Annotated in this window: 32 protein-coding genes; 29 read left to right on the top strand and 3 right to left on the bottom strand. The window is 68.7% G+C overall.

Features of this window, described 5'->3' with window-relative positions; all coding sequences use genetic code 11:
* Position 1: 1 nt before the first annotated feature.
* From rplP to truA, 26 genes are all read left to right on the top strand, one after another.
* Positions 2-421 carry a 50S ribosomal protein L16 gene (rplP, locus tag KME80_RS04090; RefSeq protein WP_219500418.1) on the top strand — a complete coding sequence of 140 codons (420 nt, stop codon included), beginning with the start codon at positions 2-4 and terminating at the stop codon, positions 419-421.
* Positions 421-657 (top strand): 50S ribosomal protein L29, encoded by a 237-nt coding sequence (rpmC, locus tag KME80_RS04095; RefSeq protein ID WP_049572733.1) that lies wholly within the window; start codon positions 421-423, stop codon positions 655-657. Before rplP ends, rpmC begins: the two co-directional genes overlap by 1 nt.
* Positions 650-940, top strand: a complete 291-nt coding sequence (gene rpsQ / locus KME80_RS04100; protein ID WP_219500420.1) for a 30S ribosomal protein S17 — start codon at positions 650-652, stop codon at positions 938-940. Before rpmC ends, rpsQ begins: the two co-directional genes overlap by 8 nt.
* A 189-nt stretch (positions 941-1,129) precedes the next feature.
* Entirely contained in the window at positions 1,130-1,501 is a 372-nt protein-coding gene (gene rplN, locus KME80_RS04105) for a 50S ribosomal protein L14 (RefSeq protein WP_043623452.1), read from the top strand.
* Complete coding sequence (rplX, locus tag KME80_RS04110; protein ID WP_219500422.1) at positions 1,501-1,809, top strand: 50S ribosomal protein L24; 309 nt, start codon at positions 1,501-1,503, stop codon at positions 1,807-1,809. The genes rplN and rplX overlap by 1 nt, the downstream gene beginning before the upstream one ends.
* The gene (gene rplE / locus KME80_RS04115) at positions 1,809-2,384 is read left to right on the top strand and encodes a 50S ribosomal protein L5 (RefSeq protein ID WP_101783550.1); all 576 of its coding nucleotides are present in this window, start codon (positions 1,809-1,811) and stop codon (positions 2,382-2,384) included. Before rplX ends, rplE begins: the two co-directional genes overlap by 1 nt.
* A gap of 4 nt (positions 2,385-2,388) precedes the next feature.
* The gene (locus KME80_RS04120) at positions 2,389-2,574 is read left to right on the top strand and encodes a type Z 30S ribosomal protein S14 (protein WP_020542298.1); all 186 of its coding nucleotides are present in this window, start codon (positions 2,389-2,391) and stop codon (positions 2,572-2,574) included.
* Between the two features lie 182 nt (positions 2,575-2,756).
* The gene (rpsH, locus tag KME80_RS04125; RefSeq protein WP_049572677.1) at positions 2,757-3,155 is read left to right on the top strand and encodes a 30S ribosomal protein S8; all 399 of its coding nucleotides are present in this window, start codon (positions 2,757-2,759) and stop codon (positions 3,153-3,155) included.
* A gap of 16 nt (positions 3,156-3,171) precedes the next feature.
* Complete coding sequence (gene rplF / locus KME80_RS04130) at positions 3,172-3,714, top strand: 50S ribosomal protein L6 (RefSeq protein ID WP_219500424.1); 543 nt, start codon at positions 3,172-3,174, stop codon at positions 3,712-3,714.
* Between the two features lie 2 nt (positions 3,715-3,716).
* Positions 3,717-4,100: a 50S ribosomal protein L18 gene (gene rplR, locus KME80_RS04135; protein WP_219500426.1), complete on the top strand. Its 384-nt coding sequence runs from the start codon at positions 3,717-3,719 to the stop codon at positions 4,098-4,100.
* A 27-nt stretch (positions 4,101-4,127) separates the two neighbouring features.
* Positions 4,128-4,757 (top strand): 30S ribosomal protein S5, encoded by a 630-nt coding sequence (gene rpsE, locus KME80_RS04140; RefSeq protein ID WP_091090115.1) that lies wholly within the window; start codon positions 4,128-4,130, stop codon positions 4,755-4,757.
* Between the two features lie 2 nt (positions 4,758-4,759).
* A complete protein-coding gene (gene rpmD / locus KME80_RS04145) occupies positions 4,760-4,942 on the top strand; it encodes a 50S ribosomal protein L30 (protein ID WP_049572666.1) in 183 nt (60 codons plus the stop codon).
* 2 nt (positions 4,943-4,944) lie between these two features.
* Positions 4,945-5,400, top strand: a complete 456-nt coding sequence (rplO, locus tag KME80_RS04150; protein WP_219500427.1) for a 50S ribosomal protein L15 — start codon at positions 4,945-4,947, stop codon at positions 5,398-5,400.
* 170 nt (positions 5,401-5,570) lie between these two features.
* Positions 5,571-6,881, top strand: coding sequence for a preprotein translocase subunit SecY (secY, locus tag KME80_RS04155; RefSeq protein WP_219500430.1), 1,311 nt, complete (start codon positions 5,571-5,573; stop codon positions 6,879-6,881).
* On the top strand, positions 6,881-7,531 hold the full coding sequence (locus tag KME80_RS04160) for an adenylate kinase (protein WP_219500431.1): 651 nt from the start codon (positions 6,881-6,883) through the stop codon (positions 7,529-7,531). Before secY ends, KME80_RS04160 begins: the two co-directional genes overlap by 1 nt.
* 112 nt (positions 7,532-7,643) lie before the next feature.
* Positions 7,644-8,447 carry a type I methionyl aminopeptidase gene (gene map / locus KME80_RS04165; protein ID WP_219500433.1) on the top strand — a complete coding sequence of 268 codons (804 nt, stop codon included), beginning with the start codon at positions 7,644-7,646 and terminating at the stop codon, positions 8,445-8,447.
* Between the two features lie 38 nt (positions 8,448-8,485).
* Positions 8,486-8,893 carry a DUF1707 SHOCT-like domain-containing protein gene (locus KME80_RS04170; protein ID WP_246643995.1) on the top strand — a complete coding sequence of 136 codons (408 nt, stop codon included), beginning with the start codon at positions 8,486-8,488 and terminating at the stop codon, positions 8,891-8,893.
* 106 nt (positions 8,894-8,999) lie between these two features.
* Positions 9,000-9,413 carry a hypothetical protein gene (locus tag KME80_RS04175; RefSeq protein ID WP_219500437.1) on the top strand — a complete coding sequence of 138 codons (414 nt, stop codon included), beginning with the start codon at positions 9,000-9,002 and terminating at the stop codon, positions 9,411-9,413.
* A 297-nt stretch (positions 9,414-9,710) separates the two neighbouring features.
* Positions 9,711-9,932, top strand: a complete 222-nt coding sequence (gene infA, locus KME80_RS04180) for a translation initiation factor IF-1 (RefSeq protein WP_012887858.1) — start codon at positions 9,711-9,713, stop codon at positions 9,930-9,932.
* Positions 9,933-9,956: 24 nt separating this feature from the next.
* On the top strand, positions 9,957-10,070 hold the full coding sequence (rpmJ, locus tag KME80_RS04185) for a 50S ribosomal protein L36 (protein WP_003956441.1): 114 nt from the start codon (positions 9,957-9,959) through the stop codon (positions 10,068-10,070).
* A gap of 227 nt (positions 10,071-10,297) precedes the next feature.
* The gene (gene rpsM, locus KME80_RS04190) at positions 10,298-10,678 is read left to right on the top strand and encodes a 30S ribosomal protein S13 (protein ID WP_049576926.1); all 381 of its coding nucleotides are present in this window, start codon (positions 10,298-10,300) and stop codon (positions 10,676-10,678) included.
* 45 nt (positions 10,679-10,723) lie between these two features.
* Positions 10,724-11,128 (top strand): 30S ribosomal protein S11, encoded by a 405-nt coding sequence (gene rpsK / locus KME80_RS04195; RefSeq protein WP_020542285.1) that lies wholly within the window; start codon positions 10,724-10,726, stop codon positions 11,126-11,128.
* A 20-nt stretch (positions 11,129-11,148) separates the two neighbouring features.
* Positions 11,149-11,775: a 30S ribosomal protein S4 gene (gene rpsD, locus KME80_RS04200; RefSeq protein ID WP_219500441.1), complete on the top strand. Its 627-nt coding sequence runs from the start codon at positions 11,149-11,151 to the stop codon at positions 11,773-11,775.
* 105 nt (positions 11,776-11,880) lie between these two features.
* Positions 11,881-12,897, top strand: a complete 1,017-nt coding sequence (locus KME80_RS04205; RefSeq protein WP_219500443.1) for a DNA-directed RNA polymerase subunit alpha — start codon at positions 11,881-11,883, stop codon at positions 12,895-12,897.
* A gap of 92 nt (positions 12,898-12,989) precedes the next feature.
* Positions 12,990-13,526 carry a 50S ribosomal protein L17 gene (rplQ, locus tag KME80_RS04210; RefSeq protein WP_219500445.1) on the top strand — a complete coding sequence of 179 codons (537 nt, stop codon included), beginning with the start codon at positions 12,990-12,992 and terminating at the stop codon, positions 13,524-13,526.
* Between the two features lie 69 nt (positions 13,527-13,595).
* Positions 13,596-14,462 carry a tRNA pseudouridine(38-40) synthase TruA gene (truA, locus tag KME80_RS04215; RefSeq protein ID WP_219500447.1) on the top strand — a complete coding sequence of 289 codons (867 nt, stop codon included), beginning with the start codon at positions 13,596-13,598 and terminating at the stop codon, positions 14,460-14,462.
* Here truA and KME80_RS04220 read toward each other — a convergent pair.
* From KME80_RS04220 to KME80_RS04230, 3 genes are all read right to left on the bottom strand, one after another.
* The gene (locus KME80_RS04220) at positions 14,449-17,298 is read right to left on the bottom strand and encodes a hypothetical protein (RefSeq protein WP_219500449.1); all 2,850 of its coding nucleotides are present in this window, start codon (positions 17,296-17,298) and stop codon (positions 14,449-14,451) included. The two genes, truA and KME80_RS04220, sit on opposite strands and share 14 nt — an antisense overlap.
* A 103-nt stretch (positions 17,299-17,401) precedes the next feature.
* On the bottom strand, positions 17,402-18,595 hold the full coding sequence (locus KME80_RS04225; protein WP_219500451.1) for a hypothetical protein: 1,194 nt from the start codon (positions 18,593-18,595) through the stop codon (positions 17,402-17,404).
* A gap of 23 nt (positions 18,596-18,618) precedes the next feature.
* Complete coding sequence (locus KME80_RS04230; protein WP_219500454.1) at positions 18,619-19,374, bottom strand: CAP domain-containing protein; 756 nt, start codon at positions 19,372-19,374, stop codon at positions 18,619-18,621.
* Between the two features lie 311 nt (positions 19,375-19,685).
* Here KME80_RS04230 and rplM point away from each other — a divergent pair, with 311 nt between their 5' ends.
* The 3 genes from rplM to glmM are packed head-to-tail and all read left to right on the top strand — an operon-like array spanning position 19,686 to position 22,051.
* Complete coding sequence (gene rplM, locus KME80_RS04235; RefSeq protein WP_106236123.1) at positions 19,686-20,129, top strand: 50S ribosomal protein L13; 444 nt, start codon at positions 19,686-19,688, stop codon at positions 20,127-20,129.
* Between the two features lie 28 nt (positions 20,130-20,157).
* Positions 20,158-20,682 carry a 30S ribosomal protein S9 gene (gene rpsI / locus KME80_RS04240; RefSeq protein ID WP_219500457.1) on the top strand — a complete coding sequence of 175 codons (525 nt, stop codon included), beginning with the start codon at positions 20,158-20,160 and terminating at the stop codon, positions 20,680-20,682.
* A 1-nt stretch (position 20,683) separates the two neighbouring features.
* A complete protein-coding gene (gene glmM, locus KME80_RS04245; RefSeq protein WP_219500459.1) occupies positions 20,684-22,051 on the top strand; it encodes a phosphoglucosamine mutase in 1,368 nt (455 codons plus the stop codon).
* Positions 22,052-22,073: the final 22 nt, after the last annotated feature.

Genomic DNA, 22,073 nt, shown 5'->3' on the forward strand with positions numbered 1-22,073 from the left:
CATGCTGATCCCTCGCAGGGTCAAGCACCGCAAGCAGCACCGGCCCGACCGCAGCGGAGCCGCCAAGGGCGGCACCAGGGTCGTCTTCGGCGAGTACGGCATTCAGGCGCTTGAGCACTCCTACGTGACCAACCGCCAGATCGAGTCCGCTCGTATCGCGATGACCCGTCACATCCGTCGTGGCGGCAAGGTGTGGATCAACATCTACCCCGACCGTCCCCTCACCAAGAAGCCTGCCGAGACCCGCATGGGTTCCGGTAAGGGTTCGCCGGAGTGGTGGATCGCCAACGTCAAGCCCGGACGCGTGATGTTCGAGCTGTCCGGCGTGGCCGAGCCGATCGCCCGCGAGGCGCTTCAGCGCGCGATCCACAAGCTCCCGATGAAGTGCAAGATCGTTAAGCGTGAAGTGGGTGAGGCGTGATGGCTAAGGGCCTGACCGCCGGCGAGCTGCGGGTGGAGGACCAGGACACCCTGGTCCAGAAGCTCAAGGAAGCCAAGGAGGAGCTGTTCAACCTCCGCTTCCAGTCAGCGACCGGTCAGTTGGAGAGCCACGGGCGGCTGCGTGCCGTCCGCCGCGAGATCGCCCGTATCTACACCGTGATGCGCGAGCGCGAGCTGGGCATCGTCACGGTCGAGAAGGAGTCGAGCGATGGCTGAGACCGAGACCACCGAGACCACCGAGTCGACGGGGCGTAACTTCCGCAAGGTCCGTGAGGGCCTGGTCGTCAGCGACAAGATGGACAAGACCGTCGTCGTCGCCGTCGAGGACCGCGTGAAGCACCGCCTCTACGGCAAGGTCATCCGCCGGACGACCAAGTACAAGGCACACGACGAGTCCAACGCCTGTGGCGTGGGCGACCGCGTGCTTCTGATGGAGACCCGCCCCCTCTCCGCCACCAAGCGGTGGAGGGTCGTGGAGATCCTCGAGAAGGCCAAGTAGGCCCTCTCGGATATACCGCGCCTCGTGGGGGCCTCAGGGCCCCCATGACGGTGTCCAAGGACGCGGGAGCCTCGCTCCCGCGTCGCCTGCGGTGCGGCCCCCTACGGGGGCTGTGGCCGGAGGAACAAGACAACGATGGGTTCCGCCAGGCTCAGCGATGAGAACCGGCGCGACTAACAGGAGTACAACGTGATCCAGCAGGAGTCGCGGCTCAAGGTCGCCGACAACACGGGTGCCAAGGAGATTCTCTGCATCCGTGTTCTCGGTGGCTCGGGCCGACGCTACGCCGGTATCGGCGACGTCATCGTCGCCACTGTCAAGGACGCGCTGCCGGGCAGCACGGGCGTCAAGAAGGGCGACGTGGTCAAGGCCGTCGTCGTCCGCACGGTCAAGGAGCGCCGCCGGCCCGACGGCTCCTACATCCGCTTCGACGAGAACGCCGCCGTCATCATCAAGGACAGCGGTGACCCTCGTGGCACTCGTATCTTCGGCCCGGTCGGCCGCGAGCTGCGCGACAAGAAGTTCATGCGCATCATCTCGCTCGCACCGGAGGTGCTGTAATGCCGAAGCTGCATGTGAAGAAGGGTGACCTGGTCCAGGTCATCGCCGGCAAGAACAAGGGTGCCAAGGGTCATGTGATCGCGACCTTCCCACGCGAGGACCGCGTGGTGGTCGAGGGCGTCAACATGATCAAGAAGCACGGCAAGGAGACCAACCAGGGTCCGCGTGGCGCCAAGACCGGCGGCGTGCAGACCATGGAGGGGCCCATCCACGTGAGCAACGTGAAGAAGCTCAAGGAAGACAAGGCCGCCGAAAAGCCCGCCGACAAGAAGGCTGACAAGGCCGACGAGACGGGTGAGGACAGCTGATGACTGCCACGACCACCGAGACCGAGCGCCCGACGCCGCGCCTCAAGACGAAGTACCGCGAGGAGATCGCGGCTCAGCTTCGCGAGCAGTTCGGCATCGAGAACGTCATGCAGATCCCCGGCCTGGTGAAGATCAAGGTCAACATGGGTGTCGGCGAGGCGGCCCGCGACTCGAAGCTGATCGAGGGCGCCGTTCGCGACCTCACCGTGATCACCGGCCAGAAGCCGGCCGTCGTCCGGGCGCGCAAGTCCATCGCGCAGTTCAAGCTGCGTGAGGGCATGCCGATCGGCGCGCACGTCACGCTTCGCGGTGACCGCATGTGGGAGTTCCTCGACAGGCTGCTGTCGCTGGCGCTGCCCCGCATCCGTGACTTCCGGGGCCTGTCGCCGAAGCAGTTCGACGGCAACGGCAACTACACCTTCGGTCTGACCGAGCAGGTCATGTTCCACGAGGTCGACCAGGACAAGGTCGACCGGCCGCGGGGCATGGACATCACGATCGTGACCACCGCGAAGAACGACGACCAGGGCCGGGCGCTGCTCAAGCTCCTCGGCTTCCCCTTCAAGGAGGCCTGATCCAATGGCGAAGAAGTCGCTGATCGCCAAGGCGGGGCGCAAGCAGAAGTTCGAGGTCCGGGCCTACACCCGTTGCTCGCGCTGCGGTCGTCCGCGCGCCGTCTACAGGAAGTTCGGCCTGTGCCGCGTGTGCTTCCGTGAGATGGCGCACCGGGGCGAGCTGCCTGGCATCACCAAGTCCAGCTGGTAGTTACCCTTGGGGGCGGCACTGGTCGCCCCCGGGGCGGCTTCCGGCCGTACATATCCGTAAATGTCAAAATCAGGGGGCTCTCCTAGAGAGCACCCACGACCGCGCCGAAGGTCCACCGGCAGAGCAGTGCGCAGCACTGAAGCTTCGCCGACTGGAAACCGCGGCGAGGAAGGCCATTGGCCATGACGATGACCGACCCGATCGCAGACATGCTCACGCGTCTGCGTAATGCGAACTCGGCGTACCACGACAGCGTGTCGATGCCGTACTCGAAGATCAAGGCGCACATCGCCGAGATCCTCCAGCAGGAGGGTTACATCCAGGCTTGGACCGTCGAAGACGCCAAGGTTGGCAAGAACCTCGTGGTGGAGCTCAAGTTCGGGCCTACTCGTGAGCGTTCGCTCTCTGGACTGCGCCGGGTGTCCAAGCCCGGTCTGCGGGTCTATGCGAAGAAGGACAATCTGCCTCGAGTCCTGGGCGGGCTGGGCGTCGCGATCATCTCGACGTCCGCCGGTCTCATGACCGACAAGCAGGCCGGCAAGCGTGGTGTGGGCGGGGAAGTCCTCGCCTACGTCTGGTAGAGGGGAGGAACACAGCATGTCGAGAATCGGACGGCTGCCCATCCCTGTGCCCAGTGGCGTAGACATCACGATCACCGGCCAGGATGTCCAGGTCAAGGGCCCGAAGGGCACGCTTTCTCACACGGTCGCCGAGCCCATCGCAGTGGGCCGCGACGAGGACGGCGCCATCGCCGTCACCCGTCCCAACGACGAGAACAAGGTCCGTGCGCTGCACGGCCTCTCGCGGACGCTGATCGCCAACATGGTGCAGGGCGTCACGCAGGGCTACTCCAAGACCCTGGAGATCGTCGGCGTCGGTTACCGCGTCCAGGCCAAGGGCCCGGCGCAGCTGGAGTTCTCGCTGGGCTTCAGCCACCCGGTCATCGTCGACGCCCCCGAGGGCGTCACCTTCCGCGTCGAGAAGCCGACCCTGTTCCACGTGGACGGCATCGACAAGCAGAAGGTCGGCGAGGTCGCCGCCAACATCCGCAAGCTGCGCAAGCCCGACCCGTACAAGGGCAAGGGCGTGCGCTACCAGGGCGAACAGATCCGCCGCAAGGTCGGAAAGGCTGGTAAGTAGGCATGGCTCCGAAGACTGCGTTCGGCAAGCACACGGCTGCCCGCACCGTCTCGCGGGCCCGCCGTCACCGCCGCGTCCGCAAGAACGTCGTCGGTACGGCCGCGCGTCCGCGCCTGGTCGTCAACCGTTCGACGCGTCACCTGTTCGTGCAGATCGTGGACGACACCGTCGGCCACACCCTGGTGAGCGCGTCCACCATGGACGCCTCGCTGCGCACGCTGGAAGCGGACAAGACGGAGAAGGCCAAGAAGGTCGGCGAGCTCCTCGCTCAGCGGGCCAAGGAAGCCGGGATCACGGCGGTCGTCTTCGACCGCGGTGGCAACCGCTACGCCGGGCGCATCGCCGCTCTGGCGGACAGCGCCCGCGAAGGTGGGCTCGAGTTCTGATATGGCAACTGAGATGAGGAACCACTGATGGCTGCAGCTCCGCGTCGCGGTGGCGGCACCGGTGGCGAGCGGCGGGACCGTCGTGACGATCGCCGCGGTGGCGCCGCTGACAAGGGCGTCTCGTACATCGAGCGCGTAGTGAAGATCAACCGAGTGGCCAAGGTCGTGAAGGGTGGTCGTCGCTTCAGCTTCACCGCCCTCGTCGTCGTCGGCGACGGCAACGGCCTGGTCGGCGTCGGCTATGGCAAGGCCAAGGAAGTCCCCGCGGCCATCGCCAAGGGCGTCGAAGAGGCGAAGAAGCACTTCTTCAAGGTGCCTCGCATCCAGGGCACGATCCCGCACACGGTGCAGGGCGAGGAGGCGGCCGGCGTCGTCTTCCTGCGTCCGGCCTCGGCCGGTACCGGCGTCATCGCCGGTGGCCCGGTCCGCGCGGTCCTGGAGTGCGCGGGCATCCACGACGTGCTGTCCAAGTCGCTCGGCTCGGACAACCCGATCAACATCGTGCACGCCACCGTGGCGGCTCTGAAGGGCCTTTCGCGCCCCGAGGAGATCGCCGCCCGCCGTGGCCTGCCGATCGAGGACGTGGCCCCGGCCCGGATGCTGAAGGCTCAGCGCGAGGGTCTCGCCGAGGCGGCGGCCGCGAAGGCGGTGAGCTAGTCATGGCACGCCTGAAGATCACTCAGGTTCGCTCGAAGATCGGTGGCAAGCAGAACCAGCGTGACTCGCTGCGCTCGCTTGGCCTGAAGCGAATCGGCGACGTCGTCGTCAAGGAGGACCGGCCCGAGATTCGCGGCATGGTCTCCGTGGTGACGCACCTCGTCGTGGTGGAAGAGGTCGACTAGTCATGACTGACAAGGCTCCGCTCAAGATTCACGACCTGCGTCCTGCTCCTGGCGCCAACAAGTCGAAGGTCCGCAAGGGCCGCGGCGAGGCGTCCAAGGGCAAGACCGCCGGTCGCGGCACCAAGGGCAGCCACGCCCGTACGACGGTTCCCCTCGGTTTCGAGGGTGGCCAGGTGCCGCTGCAGAGGCGTCTGCCGAAGCTCAAGGGCTTCTCCAACGCCATGTTCAAGACGACCTACCAGGTCGTCAACCTGGACCGGCTCGGCGAGCTGTTCCCCGAGGGTGGCGACGTCACCGTCGAGGCGCTGGTGGCCCGGGGCGCTGTCCGCAAGAACCAGCCGGTCAAGGTGCTGGGCACCGGTGAGATCTCGGTCGTGGTGAACGTGACGGCGCATGCCTTCTCGTCCACGGCGAAGGAGAAGATCGCCGCTGCCGGCGGCTCCGTTACCGAGCTGTAAGTGCATTTACGACGCGTGGGGGTTCTGACAATGGGCCCCCACGCGCGTAGTGCGTTAGAGTTCGCGAGACGGCAGGATACTGTCCTGCTGGATGTTGACCTGAGACTTCAGATGGCAGATCCCCGCACCATCGCATACTCACATCGCCTCATAGGCGCGCAGGAGGGACCGTGCTGACCGCGTTTACCCGGGCGTTCCGGACGCCGGACCTGCGCAAGAAGTTGCTCTTCACGCTGGGCATCATCGCGCTTTTCCGACTCGGCTCGGTTCTTCCGACTCCGGGCGTTCACGTCCAGAATCTGGCGGCCTGTTTTGAATCGGCCCGTGAGGGCGCCGCCGGCCAAATCTATGGAATGGTCCAGCTGTTCAGCGGTGGCGCGCTGCTCAAGCTGTCGATCTTCGCACTGGGCATCATGCCCTACATCACCGCGAGCATCATCCTGCAGCTGCTCGTCGTGGTCATCCCGCGTCTCGAGGCGCTGAAGAAGGAAGGCCAGTCGGGCCAGACCAAGATCACGCAGTATACGCGTTATCTGACCGTCGGTCTCGGTGTTCTGCAGTCGACGGCGTTCATCGCCCTCGCCCGCTCGGGCCAGCTGTTCCCCAACTGCCAGCAGGACGTGCTGCTCGACCCGGACAACGTCTTCCAGATCGTCACGATGGTCGTCATCATGACCGCGGGCACCTCCGTGATCATGTGGCTGGGCGAGCTCATCACCGACCGTGGTGTGGGCAACGGCATGTCCATCCTGATCTTCACCTCGGTCGTGTCCATCTTCCCGTCCGAGATGGCCAACATCTTCCAGGCGAACAAGTTCACCTTCGCGGTCGTCATGGTGGTCGGCATCTTCCTGATCGCCGCCGTGGTCTTCGTCGAGCAGGCGCAGCGCCGCATCCCGGTCCAGTACGCCAAGCGCATGGTGGGCCGGCGGATGTACGGCGGCACCTCGACCTACATCCCGCTGAAGGTCAACCAGGCCGGCATCATCCCGGTCATCTTCGCCTCCTCGCTCCTCTACCTGCCGCAGCTGATCACTTCGCTCTTCGCCAACGCGGAGAACCCGAACCCGGTCGTGCAATGGATCTCCCAGAACCTCGCCACCGGCGACACGCCGATCTACATGGCGACGTTCTTCCTCTTGATCGTCTTCTTCACGTACTTCTACGTGTCCATCACTTTCAACCCCACTGAAGTGGCTGACAACATGAAGAAGTACGGTGGGTTCATTCCGGGCATCCGCCCGGGCCGGCCGACGGCTGAATACCTGAACTTCGTGCTCACCCGTCTGACCGCGCCCGGCGCGCTCTATCTGGGTCTGATCTCCATGGTCCCGATCGTCGCGCTGGCGGTGGCCGGTGCGAGCCAGAACTTCCCGTTCGGAGGGACGAGCATTCTGATCATGGTTGGTGTCGGCCTGGACACGGTCAAGCAGATCGAGAGCCAGCTGCAGCAGCGTAACTACGAAGGTTTCCTGCGGTAGTGCGTCTCGTTCTGGTCGGGCCCCCTGGAGCGGGTAAAGGGACGCAGGCCCAGTACATCGCATCGAACCTGTCAATCCCGAAGATCTCGACAGGTGACATTTTCCGTGCCAACGTCTCAGGCGGCACGGACCTCGGCAAGCTGGCCAAGACATACATGGACCGCGGCGACCTGGTGCCCGACGAGGTCACCATCGCCATGGTCCGCGACCGCCTCTCGGAGGACGACGCGCAGGACGGTTTCCTGCTCGACGGCTTCCCGCGCAACGTGCCGCAGGCGGAGATCCTCAAGAAGATGCTCGCCGACTGGGGTCAGGCGCTCGACCTGGTGCTGGAGCTCGTCGTCGACGACGACGAGGTGGTCCGGCGGCTGGCGGGCCGGCGCACCTGCAGCCAGTGCGGCCGCATCTGGCACGTGGAGTTCGACGACAAGCAGGACGACCGCTGTGACGCCTGCGACGGCGCGCTGTTCCAGCGCGACGACGACAAAGAAGAGACCGTCAGGCACCGCCTGGAGGTCTACGGAGAGCAGACGGCTCCGCTGATCTCCTACTACGCGGACGAGGGCATCCTCGTCGGGGTCGACGCTACCGGCCCGGTCGAAGAGGTCACTCAGAGGGCCATGGAGGCCATCAGGCCCTTCATGGGGTGAGGGTGACGACCTACTGCGGAGGTGGCACGGGTTTCCGTGCCACCTCGCGGCTATTGTGGGGGGAATTGGGCTCCCACGTTTGCCCGTTGAAGTCCCTGGGGGTGCCGTAAACGTGTTCAAGAGAAACAAGCATGGGATTCAGATCAAGTCGCCCGAGCAGCTGGAGAAGATGCGGGCGGCCGGTCTGGTCGTCGGGCGCACGCTGGAGCTGCTGAAGCAGTCGGTGCAGCCGGGGATGACGCCGCTCGACCTCGACGTCATCGCCGAAAAGGCGATCCGGGACGAGGGCGCGATCCCGTCGTTCAAGGGCTACCAGGGCTTTCCGGCGACGATCTGCGCGTCGGTCAACCACGAGGTGGTGCACGGCATTCCGACGGACGCCCGCAAGCTGCGCGAGGGCGACGTCATCTCGATCGACTGCGGGGCCATCCTCGACGGCTGGCACGGCGACTCGGCCGTGACCGTGCCGGTGGGCGAGGTCGACCCGAAGCTCACCGAGCTCATGCGCATCACCGAAGAGGCGATGTGGGCCGGCATCAGGGCCCTGACCCCCGGACGCCACCTGTCCGACATCGGGTACGAGGTCGAGCGCTACGTCAAGTCGCAGGGCCGGTTCGGCATCCCGCCGGAGTACGGCGGCCACGGCATCGGCACCGAGATGCACATGGACCCGTGGATCGCCAACCACGGCAAGCCGGGCCGGGGTCCGGTGCTGGAGGTGGGCATGTGCCTGGCCGTCGAGCCCATGGTGAACCTCGGCACCGAGCGCACCCGCGTGCTGGCCGACGACTGGACCGTGGTGACCGTCGACGGAAAGGCGTCCGCTCACTTCGAACACAGCGTCGCCGTGACACATAATGGACCTTGGGTGCTGACCGCCCTTGATGGGGGCAAAGAGCGCTTGGCACAGCCGTAGACGAGCCGGGAGTGGTGGGAATGGCGCAGAGTCCCGAGATGCGTGCCTCCGACGTCGACCGCGACCGGGTGGCGGCAGTACTGCGCGAGCACACCGCCCAGGGCCGCATCACGATGGAAGAGTTCAACGAGCGGCTCGAACAGCTCTACCAGAGCAAGACGTACGGCGACCTGGCCAAGCTGACCGCCGACCTGCCGGACGTCGACCTGCGCAACCGGCCCGCCAAGGTGACGCCGGAGCCGCTGGCCAAGCGGCGGATGCACCCCGGCATGGTGGCCGCCTGGAGCGCCTGGGCCGGCGCCAGCGCGGTCAACTGGGTCATCTGGCTGATCATCAGCATCACGGCGGGCGACTTCATCTATCCGTGGCCGCTGTGGGTCATGGGCCCGTGGGGCGCGATCCTGCTGGTCAGCACGGTCTTCGGGAACCCGCCGCCGAAGCGGTGACGACGGGCTTGTGTGCATAAGTGCCGTCTGCGCATTCGTCCACAGAACGTCGGGGCGCGCATTCCTAACGTGAGCGGTGTCCAGAACACCACCCACGGAGGAAATCATGCGCAAGATTTTCGCGGCCACCGCCATCGCCGGCTCCCTCGCCGCCACCGGCCTCGTCCTCGCCCCGGCCGCCACCGCCCAGGCGTCGTCCGCCGCCAGCGTCCAGGCCGCCTCATCGGCCGGAGCCTGGGGCAAGTACTACTCCAGCAACAAGAAGGCCTACACCTTCGGCAAGACGTGGAAGGCCGGCGGCAAGGTCTTCACGAAGTGGTACGGCAAGGAGTTCACCGCCAAGCGGGGCTACGTCTGGTTCCGGTACGAGTACAAGAACGGGCGCACCGGCAAGCACTTCTACGGCTGGAACGGGTCCCAGGTCCACACCTGGGGCAAGGGGAACATCAAGAAGCTCTGGACGTACACCTGCTGGGGCGGCGCGGCCAAGTACTGCGGTGCGGCCCACCGCATCTACTGAGCCGCCAGAAGGGCCGCTGAGGCCCGGGGAGAGGCGTTCAGGCCCGCCGGCGTCCTGTCGGCGGGCCTCCGGCATGCGTCAGGGCGCGATATCGGGTACAGTGACACGTGGTTGTGTCAGGGCACCTGGCACGCGTTTCGCGTTTGAGCAACAGGTGTCGTACACTCCTTAGTCGGCTCACTATGACTATCACGCGTCGGCGGCCTTTGCCGGTCGCCGCTCTCTTCGAAGCGTGAGGTCGCGGCTGCTTAGTGAACCGGAGCCTCAGACGACCGATCAGTGAAACGCGAGGGACTTTTGGCCAAGAAAGACGGCGCCATCGAGATCGAGGGCACTGTGGTTGAGTCGCTCCCGAACGCCATGTTCCGGGTGCAGCTCGACAACGGCCATAAGGTCCTGGCCCACATCAGCGGACGGATGCGGATGCACTACATCCGGATCCTGCCCGACGACCGGGTAGTCGTCGAACTGAGCCCCTACGACCTGAGTCGTGGGCGGATCGTCTACCGATACAAATAAGACGTCTGAGGAACACGAAGGACAATGAAGGTAAAGCCGAGCGTCAAGAAGATCTGTGACAAGTGCAAGGTGATCCGCCGGCACGGTCGCGTCATGGTGATCTGCGACAACCTGCGCCACAAGCAGCGCCAGGGTTAGTCGCCGCAAGGCTTCTCCGAGTCCGCCCCGTCAGGGAGCGGGCTCGACGCATGAGGAGCCTGAGACAGTAATCGCGCGCCACACCTGAGCAGGCGACGCCGCCGATCCGTCGGCGCCCGTCGAACCGTTCAGGAGACCCCCGGTCGGAGGCCGGGGCCCTCACCCCGGGCATGGGGAGGGGAAGTGGGGCGCAAGACCTCCGCCACAGAGAAGGAGAATGCCCGACCATGGCTCGCCTGGTTGGCGTCGACCTCCCCCGCGAAAAGCGGCTGGAGATCGCTCTCACCTACATTTACGGCATCGGCCGCACCCGGGCCCAGGAGATCCTCCAGGCCACCGGTGTCAGCGGCGATCTGCGCGTGCACCAGCTCTCCGACGCCGAGCTCGTCCCGATGCGTGACTACATCGAGGCGAACTTCAAGATCGAGGGTGACCTGCGCCGTGAGGTCCAGGCCGACATCCGTCGCAAGATCGAAATCGGTTGCTACCAGGGCATCCGCCACCGCAAGGGTCTTCCCGTCCACGGCCAGCGCACGCAGACCAACGCGCGCACCCGTAAGGGCAAGAAGAAGACCGTCGCCGGTAAGAAGAAGCCCGGTAAGAAGTAGTCCTCGCAGCCGCGGGACCGAAGACCTCAGGAGTTAAGGCAAACAATGCCTCCTAAGAGCCGCCAGGGTGCGCCGAAGAAGGTGCGCCGCAAGGAAAAGAAGAACGTCGCTCACGGGCACGCCCACATCAAGAGCACGTTCAACAACACGATCGTCTCGATCACCGACCCCAACGGGAACGTGATCTCCTGGGCCAGCGCCGGCCACGTGGGTTTCAAGGGCTCCCGTAAGTCCACCCCGTTCGCCGCGCAGATGGCCGCGGAGAACGCCGCGCGCCGCGCCATGGAGCACGGCATGCGCAAGGTCGACGTCTTCGTCAAGGGTCCCGGCTCCGGCCGTGAGACCGCGATCCGCTCCCTCCAGGCCACCGGCCTCGAAGTGGGCTCGATCCAGGACGTCACCCCGGTTCCGCACAACGGCTGCCGTCCGCCGAAGCGCCGCCGCGTCTGATTCCCAGGAGATATTGAGAAATGGCTCGTTACACGGGCGCGGACTGCAAGCTCTGCCGTCGCGAGAAGACCAAGCTCTTCCTCAAGGGCAGCAAGTGCGAGTCCGCCAAGTGCCCCATCGAGATCCGTCCTTACCCGCCGGGTGAGCACGGCCGCGGACGCCCCAAGGAGTCCGAGTACCAGCTTCAGCTTCGCGAGAAGCAGAAGACCCGCCGCATCTACGGCGTCCTCGAGAAGCAGTTCCACAACTACTACGAGGAAGCCACGCGCAAGGCGGGCAAGACCGGTGAGGCGCTGCTCCAGATCCTGGAGAGCCGTCTCGACAACGTCGTCTACCGCGCCGGGTTCGCCCAGTCGCGTGACGCCGCCCGCCAGCAGGTCCGTCACGGTCACATCACCGTGAACGGCAAGAAGGTGGACATCCCGTCGTACCGCGTGCGCGAGCACGACATCGTCGAGGTCCGCGAGACCAAGCGCAACCTCATGCCCTACGAGGTGGCCCGGGCGACCGCGGGCGAGCGCACGGTTCCCGCGTGGCTCGGCGTCGTGCCCGAGAAGCTCCGCGTCCTGGTGCACCAGCTGCCGGTTCGCCAGCAGATCGACACCCAGGTCCAGGAGCAGCTCATCGTCGAGTACTACTCCAAGTAGTCACTCGTCCGTTTGGTTCGAGTACGGATTCCGTACTCGAACTAAACTGTTTGTCGGGGTGGCGTCATATAGCGGGCGCCACACGAAACAGGGGAGAACCCACACATGCTGATCGCTCAGCGTCCGACTCTTCTCGAAGAGTCGATCGACGAGACCCGGTCCCGGTTCGTCATCGAGCCGCTGGAGCCCGGCTTCGGCTACACCATCGGCAACTCGCTGCGTCGCACGCTGCTGTCGTCCATCCCGGGCGCCGCCGTGACGAGCATCCGCATCGAGGGCGTGCTGCACGAGTTCTCGACCGTTCCCGGGGTCAAGGAAGACGTCACCGACATCATCCTCAACCTCAAGGAGCTGGTCGTCTCCTCCGAGCACGACGAGCCCGTCGTGATGTACCTGCGCAAGCAGGGCCCGGGTGAGGTCACCGCCGCCGACATCGCGCCTCCGGCCGGTGTCGAGGTGCACAACCCCGAGCTGCGCATCGCCACGCTCAACGGCAAGGCCAAGCTGGAGATGGAGCTGACCGTCGAGCGCGGTCGCGGCTACGTCTCCGCCGCCCAGAACAAGCAGCCGGGCCAGGAGATCGGTCGCATCCCGATCGACTCCATCTACTCCCCGGTGCTCAAGGTTACCTACAAGGTCGAGGCGACCCGAGTCGAGCAGCGCACCGACTTCGACCGTCTGATCCTGGACGTCGAGACCAAGCCGGCCATGAAGCCCCGCGACGCGGTGGCCTCCGCCGGTAAGACCCTGGTCGAGCTGTTCGGCCTGGCCCGCGAGCTCAACGTCGAGGCCGAGGGCATCGACATCGGCCCGTCGCCGACCGACGCCGCCCTGGCGGCCGACCTGGCGCTGCCGATCGAGGAGCTCAACCTCACGGTCCGCTCCTACAACTGCCTCAAGCGCGAGGGCATCCACACCGTGGGCGAACTCGTCGCGCGCAGCGAGCAGGACCTGCTCGACATCCGCAACTTCGGCGCCAAGTCGATCGAAGAGGTCAAGCAGAAGCTGCACGAGATGTCGCTGGCGCTCAAGGACTCCCCGCCCGGGTTCGACCCGACCGCGGTGGCCGGCGGCGGCTACGACGACGACGACAGCGCGTACGTCGAGACCGAGCAGTACTGATATTTCCCGATAGCGCGGACCCGTCCCGGGTCTGGCGGCCCGACCCCGGTACCTGGTACGGCCGGGGCGGGTGAACACACAAGGAGAGAGCAATGCCCAAGCCCACCAAGGGCGCGCGTCTTGGCGGCAGCCCGGCGCACGAGCGGCTGATCCTGGCCAACCTTGCCACGGACCTGTTCCGTCACGGCAAGATCCGCACCACCGTCGCCAAGGCCAAGCGCCTTCGCCCGGTCGCGGAGCGCCTGATCACCAAGGCGAAGAAGGGCGACATCCACAACCGTCGCCAGGTGCTCACCGTCGTCAAGGACAAGGGCGTCGTTCACCACCTCTTCACCGAGATCGCGCCGACGTTCGCCGAGCGTCCCGGCGGCTACACCCGCATCACCAAGGTCGGTGCGCGTAAGGGCGACAACGCCCCGATGGCTGTCATCGAGCTGGTGACCGAGCCGCTGAACGGTGTCACCGTCTCCCGTCCGGCCGCGCCGGCCGCCGCCGAGGCGCCCGCCGCCCCGGCTGAGGAGAAGACCGAGGACAAGACCGAGGAGACCGCCCCGGCCGCGCAGGCCGAGGAGACCGAGGCTCCTGCCGAGGAGGCCCCGGCCGCCGAGGCGAAGAAGGACGAGGCCTGATCCATCAGGCTGCCGGGCCCGGACCCCTTCGTGGGGGCCGGGCCCTTTTCGCTTACCGGGAGGAAGATCGTGGTACGGCTCCGGCTCGACCTCGGCTATGACGGGGGCGGCTTTTCCGGGTGGGCCCGCCAGCCCGGGCTCCGTACGGTCCAGGGGGAGATCGAGCGGGCGCTGGGGCGGATCCTGCGGCTGCCCGAGCCGCCCGACCTGACCGTGGCCGGCCGCACGGACGCGGGCGTGCACGCCCGGGGGCAGGTGGCGCACGTCGACGTGTCGGACGAGGCGCTGGCGGAGCTTGACGGCAACAGCCCGGCGCCGCTCGGCGTGGACGAGAGGCTCGCTGCGCTGGTGCGGAGGTTCGGGGGAGTGCTGGACCCCGATGTACGGATATTTCGTGTCTGCGTGGCTCCTGAGGGCTTTGACGCCCGGTTCTCCGCCGTCTCCCGGCGCTACGCGTACCGGATCAGCGACGCCGTCGGCGGCGTGGACCCGCTGCTGCGGCACGCGGTCGTCTGGCACAACCGGCCCCTCGACCTCGACGCGCTCAACGCCGCCGCCGCCCGGCTCCTTGGCGAGCACGACTTCGCCGCCTTCTGCAAGAAGCGCGAAGGCGCCACCACGATCCGAGAACTCCAGCGGCTCGACTGGATCCGCGAGGACAACGGCGTGCTCGTCGCCACCGTCGTCGCCGACGCGTTCTGCCACTCGATGGTGCGGGCGCTCGTCGGCTCCCTGCTGGCCGTCGGCGACGGACGGCGGCCGGTGCCGTGGCCAGGCGAAGTGCTCGCCCAGGCCGTACGCGACTCCGGCGTCCACGTGGCGCCCGCGCGCGGCCTCTGCCTCGAAGAGGTGACCTACCCGCCCGCGGCCGAACTCGCCGCGCGAGCCGCCGCCACCCGGCGCGTCCGCACGCTGCCGGGCGTCAGTTCTGGTTGATCCGCCGCTCCAGAACCTCCGCCGTCTCGTCCCGGAACGCGCTGCTGACCTTGATGAGCGTCTTCTCCTTGGCCTCCGGCGTGTGCCCGTCGGCGTGGGTGGCGTAACTGAAGACGATGTAGCGGCCCCACACCAGGCCCGCCGCGTAGCCGCCCGCGATGTGCACCCGGTCGCCGCCCGAGCCCGCCGCGCCGGGCAGCGCGCGGAACCAGACATTACGGCTCAGGTTCTTCGCCCGGTCGGCCTTGAGCGCCGCGTCCTTGCTGGGCAGCACCGCGATGCCGGTCGTCACCGCGTAGCGGCGCTTGGAGTCGACGTACGTGGCGCGTAGCACGCGGCTGCACTTGTGTTCGCGCAACGCCTCCGCGAACGGGCCCGCCGCCGCCTCGTCGCACTTGGCCGCCAGGTCAGACTTCACCCGGGTGAACGAGGCGCCCGCGGCCGAGACCTTCTTCTCCGGGAACGCCTCCGCCAGCGACAGCTTCTTCGGGTCGGTGATCTCCGAGTTGAGGATCGACGCGCCGGCGGGCTCCTGCGGCGTGCTTGCGGGCGGGGCCGACGTCGGCGTCGGCGGCTGGACCGACGGCTGCGAGGCCGCCTCCGGCGTGGGCGAGCTCACCGACCTGACGGCGAAGAACCCGCCCGTCGCCACCCCGGCCAGCACCAGCACCCCCAGCGTCGCGAACAGCGCCCGCTTGCTCTTGCCCGGCTGCTTGACCGGCGGCATCGGCGCGAACGGCGGCTGCCGGAACGCCTCCGGAGCCAGCGCCGGCAGGCTGTTGCCCGGGCCCTGGTGACGGTTGCCCCACACCTCGGGGCTGAACGGCAGCTCGGGGCCCTTGGCCGCCGGGTCCTCGTTCGGTGGCCAGACGGGCACGTCGCCGGGCTCGGGCTGGCGCTGGGTGCTCGGGTCGAACAGCGGGGCCGGCGGCTGCTTGACCCCCGGCATCGGCACCGGCACCCCACCGGCCTTCCGGCCAGCGGGGGGAGGAGCGGTGTCCCCGGTGGTGAACGGCGGGGGAGCGACCTGCCCGCGTCCGTTCTGGTCGTGCCCGGTCTGGTCGTGCGTGCCCTGGTCGGGTGCAGGCTGGGGGGAGGCGGCGGCGGGGAGAGCCGGTTCGGTGGGCTGACCGGCGGCAGGCTGAACGGGCCCGGTGGGCTGGCCGTGGGCCGGCGGCTGACCGTGGGCGTCGGGGTGACCGGACGTGACGGCCTCCCCGCGACCGTCCGGCTGACCGTGCGGGGCCGGAGCGTGGGCGGTGGGTTGCCCTGGGGCGCCCGGGTGGGCAGGCCCGTTGGGGTGGTCCGGGGCGGTGGCCGGGTGCTCGGCGGTGGGCTGGGGGGCGGGCGCTGCAGGTGGCTGGTGGGCTCCGGTGGCAGGCTCGGGCGCGGGGTGGGCGCGGTCGTCCGGGTGGTGCTGGGCCGAGCCGGTCGGCTCGGCGGCGTACCCGGAGGGCTGCTGTGCCTGGCCGGGGGCGGTCGGGTGGGGGACGTCGTCGGCCTCGGCCTCCAGCTCGCCGGTGGCGGCGGGCCAGGGCGGCATGGCGACCGGGTCGGCGACCGGAGCGGGCCACACCTGCATGCCCGCTGCGGCGGCGGTGAACGCGGGCGGCGGCTCCCACTGCGGTCCGCCCGGCGCCGCCGGATCGGCGGTCCACCCCTGGGCGACGGCGGCCTCGGCGGTCCACCCCTGGGCGGCGGACGCCTCGGCGTTCTCCGGGTCGGCGAACCAGTCGTACGGAGCGGCGTCCCCGTCGTTCACCTCCCACGGCTGGGCGCCGGGGAACGCGGGCAGCGCCGACATCCCGCCGCCCTGCCCGTCCGCAGGGGGATGCCACTGCCCGGCAGTACCCGGGGCCTCGTCGGCCGCCCGCCTGTGCGGGTCATCCTCGTACGTGTGCCCGGCCTGCGGGTTGCCGTACGTGGGTCCCGGGTGCGGTTCGTTCTCGTACGCGGGGCCCGGTGGGGGTGGGCTCGGCTGGTTGCCGTACGCGGGGCCTGATGGGGGCTGGTTCTCGTACGTGGGGCCCGGTTGCTGGGAGTGTGTCTGGTCGGGGTTGTGCCACTGGTTGACGGGCTGGGCGGGAGGCCAGGCGGTGCCGGGGCGGGTGGCGCCGTCGTCCTGAGGGGTGGCCCAGGGAGCGGCGGGGGTGGCCTCGGTCGTCGGGGGCCAGGGCATGGGGGAGGGCGCGTCGCCCTGGGCGGGCCAGGGGCGCGTGGGCGGCGCTTCGGCGTGTGGGGGTTCGCCGTGTGGGGGTTCGGCGTGGGACGGCCACGGCGGGGTGGGCGGGGCGTCGCCGGCCGGGGTCGGCCACGGGGGCGGGACCTGGGGCTGGGGCGGCGTCCAGGGAACGGCGGCGTGCGGGGGGAGGCCGGCGGGCGGCCAGGCCATGGCGGGGCGGGTGTCGCCCTCCACCGGCGGGGTGTCGGCGACGGAGAGCCACGCCTCGGCCGGGGGCGTGTCGCCGGGCGCCGGCCAGCCTTCCCGGGCGGGCGGCTCGCCTTCGACCGACAGCCAGCCCTCCGCCTCCTCGGCGGTCGGCTCAGGGTAGACGGCCGGTGGCTGCTGCTCACCGCCGTGCTCGCCCGACCCCGCGTACGGGCTCGCCGCCTGCTCGCCGGACCCCGGGGCCGTCCCCGCATATGGGGATGCCGGGGGCTCGCCCGAGCCCGGGCCGTGGTCCGGGGGTGGGGGTGCGTAGGGGGCGGCGCGGTGGCCGCTTGGCGGTTCGCCCGGCGGCGGTTGATGGCCGAAGCTAGGCGGTGGCGTCGATGGTGCGGTCGCGGAGTCGGCTTCGCCACGCTCGTGCTCAGACCCGGGTCCCTGGCCACGCATAAGGGCGAGCCTAGCGAGAGTCGCTAGATCGTTCCCTAGGTATGAGCGTTCCCGGTCGGATCGATCGTCCTGTTTGCGGGGTTAACCGACCGGATGGCCGATATCAGGTTGCGCGCATCCCGGTCAGCGCCCGCCTGTCGAGGGCCTGGAAGACCGTTTGCTTGGTGATGTCCTCGGCCGCCTGGAAGAGCTGCTTCGACAGCTTCTTGTCGGGCTTGACGCCGTCCTTGCTCTGGAACCACACCAGCACCGCGTAGTGGCCGTGCGCCCAGACCTTGGCGCCGCCGCTGCCCGAGCCGAGGAACTTGGTGATCTCGTCCTTGCCGGCGAGCGGCTTGACGTAGTCGGCGGTGCCGCCGGCCTTGGCCACCTTGGCGGCGCTCTTGTAGGTGTTGAGGTTGGCGACGCCGACGGTGCCGATCACCTTGCCGGACTTGTCGCGGAAGCTGGCCCGCATCATCTGGGTGCACTTGCCGCTCTTGAGTGCCTTGGCCATCTTGTCGCCGAGCACGCCGTCGGCGCACTTCTTGTCCTTGCTGGTGACCGTCATCTGGTAGGCGCGGCCGGAGACCGTGAACTTCTTGGCCCGGAAGAGTTCCTTGACCGTGAGCGGATCGGGGTCCGTACTGCGGCTGGCGGCGTAGCCGAACTCGCCGGGCGGGGGCGACGGGAGCGGGGCGGAGGTGCGCTGCTCGGAGTTGGCGGCGGTGGTGGCCGGGTCGTCGGCGTTGAACATGATCGCCAGGCCGCCGCCGAACAGGCCGAGCACGGCGACGCCGGCGACGACCGCCCAGAGCGGGCCGCGCGAGCGGTTCTCCTCGTCGTAGGGGCTCCAGGTCTGCCGGGGGCGCTTGCCTTCGGAGCGGTTGGAGCCGGACCTGCGGCCGCGCTTGGGCTCGTCCAGAGGCGCGTCGGCGTCGGGGTCCCCGTCCGGGGAGGGGGCGCCGTCCAGATTGAAAGCACCGCCGGGGTTGGGGCCGCCGCCACCCGGATTGAAAGCGCCACCCGAGTTGGGGCCGCCGCCCGGGTTGAAAGCGCCACCCGAGTTGGGGGCACCGCCCGGGTTGGGGCCGCCACTCGGGTTGGGGCCGCCGCCCGGGTTGGGGGCGCCGCTGGAGTAAGGGGGGCCGCCCAGGCCGCCGAGGCCGCCCTGGTTGGGGGCGCCGCCGGGGGGCGGAGGGCCGGCCGGGGTGAAGGCGCCGGCGAAGGAACCGGGGTCGGCGTCGGCCTTGCGGTCCCTGCGGGAGCGGCGGGGGGTGCTGTCCGTGCCGGATTCACGTTCGTCGGGAAAACCCATGCGGAGACATTACCGTGCGAAGGTCACGAGCGTCCGAAGTCCTGGGTCCACCAGATGCCCTCGGGGCTGGAGACCACGCCGACGCCGATGGCCTTGAAGTCGCAACTGAGGATGTTGCGCCGGTGGTCGGGGCTGTCGAGCCAGCCGCTCACGGCCTCCTCGGCGGAGGAGTAGCCGCGGCCGATGTTCTCGGCGGCGCCCGCGGGGTAGCCGGCGCGCTCCATGCGGTCCCAGGGCGAGGACCCGTCGGGCGATTCATGCGTGAACTGGCCGGAGCGGGCCATCTCGTACGAGTGCTCCCGGGCGGCCCTGGTCAGCCGGGCGTCGGCGCGCAGCGGGCCGCAGCCCTGCCTGGCGCGGGCGGTGTTGGTGAGGCGGACGACCTCGGAGGCCATGCCCGGCACGCTCTGTACGGGCTCGCTGTCGCGCAGGACCTGGACCGGCTCGTCGGCGGTGTAGCCGGGCACCTGGTCGGTGGGGCTGGGCGTGGGCCTGACCTGCCGGTGGCGGGCGCGGGGCGCGGCGGCGGTGGTGGTCTGGCGGGGCACGGCCTCGGCCATCGGCTGGGCGGCCCGCTTCTGCGCCGGGGCGGCGGCCTTGGGGGTGGGGGCCGGGGTGGCCTCGTTGAGGTAGATGTGGCCGGTCGGCACGGGATCGCCCGACATGCGGCCGAGCAGCACGCCGGTGAACAGCGCGGCCATGAGGCAGGCCAGCAGACCCAGATGGTTCCGGCGCCGTGCGCTCCGCTGGGTGTGCCGGGTGTGAGAACTCTGCCACATACCGCCACCAACGATAGGGATGTCTCGTCCTGGTGAAGAAGGGATCCCAGGGAACTGAAATAGAACCGTTCTGTGATCAGGTAGACTCGGCCAGGGTTACCGGTCTTTTGACCTGCCGCCGTTCGGGCGGGTAACCTAATCGTTCGTTGTGTGCATAGGTCCAGCGTGACCAATGCGCGGCGCGTCCGGCGTCATCTCCCATCTGTGCGGAGACGGAAGGTCCGGGCCGTCGTGTGCCCGCACCGACCGACCCCAAGCGCTGCCGCATCCGGCAGCGCGCCGAAGACGCGAGCATAAAGAAGGCTACGACCGTGCGCACGTACTCACCGAAGCCCGCCGACGTCCAGCGTCAGTGGTACGTCATCGACGCGACCGATGTCGTGCTGGGCCGGCTGGCCAGCCACGTCGCGACCCTGCTCCGCGGCAAGCACAAGCCGATCTTCGCCAACCACGTCGACACCGGTGACTTCGTCATCGTCATCAACGCGGACAAGATCGCGCTCAGCGGCAACAAGCGTGAGCAGAAGAAGGCCTACCGCCACTCGGGTTACCCGGGCGGTCTGCGTTCCGTCAGCTATGGCGAGCTCATGGACAAGCGCCCGGACAAGGCCGTGGAGAAGGCCGTGAAGGGCATGCTGCCGAAGAACTCCCTCGGCCGGAAGATGGCCAAGAAGCTGAAGGTCTACGCGGGTTCCGAGCACCCGCACCAGGCCCAGCAGCCGGTGCCGTTCGAGATCACCCAGATCGCCCAGTAGTAGTTCGCGAAAGAGTTAGAGGAGAACCGTGGCTGAGCCCACCGGTGTCGAGACGGCCGTCGAGACGGCCGAGGTCGAGGACTACTCCGGCGAGGAGTTCCCGTCCGAGTACACCACCGAATCCACCGCCAGCGCTGACGCTCCCGTGCGCAAGCCCGTCACCACGGGCAACTCGTACGGCACCGGCCGCCGTAAGGAGGCGATCGCCCGCGTGCGCATCGTCCCCGGCACCGGCAAGTGGACGATCAACGGTCGTTCGCTGGACGTCTACTTCCCGAACAAGGTCCACCAGCAGATCGTCAACGAGCCCTTCGTGGTGCTCGGCGCCGAAGAGGCGTTCGACGTCATCGCGCGCATCGACGGCGGCGGCGTGACCGGTCAGGCCGGCGCGCTGCGCATGGGTCTGTCCCGCGCCCTGGCGATCCTGGACGTCGAGGTCAACCGCCCGCCGCTGAAGAAGGCCGGCTTCCTCACCCGTGACGCCCGCGCCACGGAGCGGAAGAAGTACGGCCTCAAGAAGGCCCGCAAGGCTCCGCAGTACAGCAAGCGCTAAGTTGGCGCGGCTTTTCGGCACCGACGGGGTACGTGGGGTCGCGGGACGCGACCTCACGGCCGAGCTCGCCATGGACCTTTCGGTCGCGGCGGCTCATGTCCTCGGCGATGCAGGCGTGTTCGCCGCCACCGGCTCCAGCGGCTCAGGCCGCAAGCAGCGGCCGGTGGCGGTCGTAGGCCGGGACCCGCGTGCCTCGGGAGAATTTCTCGAGGCCGCCGTGGTCGCCGGCCTCGCGTCGTCTGGAGTGGATGTGCTGCGCCTCGGCGTGCTGCCCACCCCGGCCGTCGCCCACCTCACCGCCGCGCTCGGCGCCGACCTCGGCGTCATGCTGTCGGCGTCGCACAACGCGGCGCCCGACAACGGCATCAAGTTCCTGGCGCGGGGCGGCTTCAAGCTGTCCGACGCGGTCGAGGACGAGATCGAGCGGCGGCTCGGCGAGGACTGGAGCCGTCCCGTCGGCGCGGCCGTCGGCCGGGTCCGCGACGCCTACGGTGAGGCCGACCGCTACATCACGCACGTCCTCGACACGGTGTCGGGGCGGCTGGACGGGCTGGACATCGTGGTCGACTGCGCCCACGGCGCGGCCCACATGGTGGCCCCGGAGGCGCTGCTGCGCGCGGGCGCCCGCGTCGAGGCGATCGGCGCCAGGCCCGACGGCCTCAACATCAACAACGGCTACGGCTCCACCCATCTGGACAAGCTCCAGCAGGTGGTGGTCTCGCGCGGCGCCGACCTGGGCATCGCCTACGACGGCGACGCCGACCGCTGCCTGGCGGTCGACCACACCGGCGCGATCGTCGACGGCGACCAGATCATGGCCATCCTCGCCGCCGACATGCACGCCGCCGGCACGCTGGCCAAGGACACGGTGGTCGCGACCGTCATGTCCAACCTGGGCTTCAAGCTGGCGATGCGCGAGGCGGGCATCACGGTGGTGGAGACCGCCGTCGGCGACCGTTACGTGCTGGAACGCATGAAGAGCGAAGGCTACAACCTGGGCGGCGAGCAGTCGGGCCACGTCATCATGCTCGACCACGCCACCACGGGCGACGGCCTGCTCACCTCGCTCCACCTGCTGTCGGTGGTGGCCCGTTCGGGGAGCACGCTGCGCGACCTGGCGTCCGTCATGACGGCACTGCCGCAGATCCTGATCAACGTCAAGGACGTCGACCGGGGCAAGGCGTCGGCCGGCGAGCTCACCTCCGCGGTCGCCGAGGCCGAGGCGGAGCTGGGCGAGACGGGCCGGGTGCTGATCCGGCCCAGCGGCACCGAGCCGATGATCCGCGTGATGGTCGAGGCGGCCTCGGAGGAGCAGGCGACCAAGGTCGCCGAACGCCTCGCCGACGTCGTCCGCGTGGCCTGCGCCTGACGTCTTCTCCGGGTACGGGATC

Origin of the sequence: Nonomuraea ceibae (genome assembly GCF_019396325.1) — a bacterium.
GTDB lineage: Bacteria > Actinomycetota > Actinomycetes > Streptosporangiales > Streptosporangiaceae > Nonomuraea > Nonomuraea ceibae.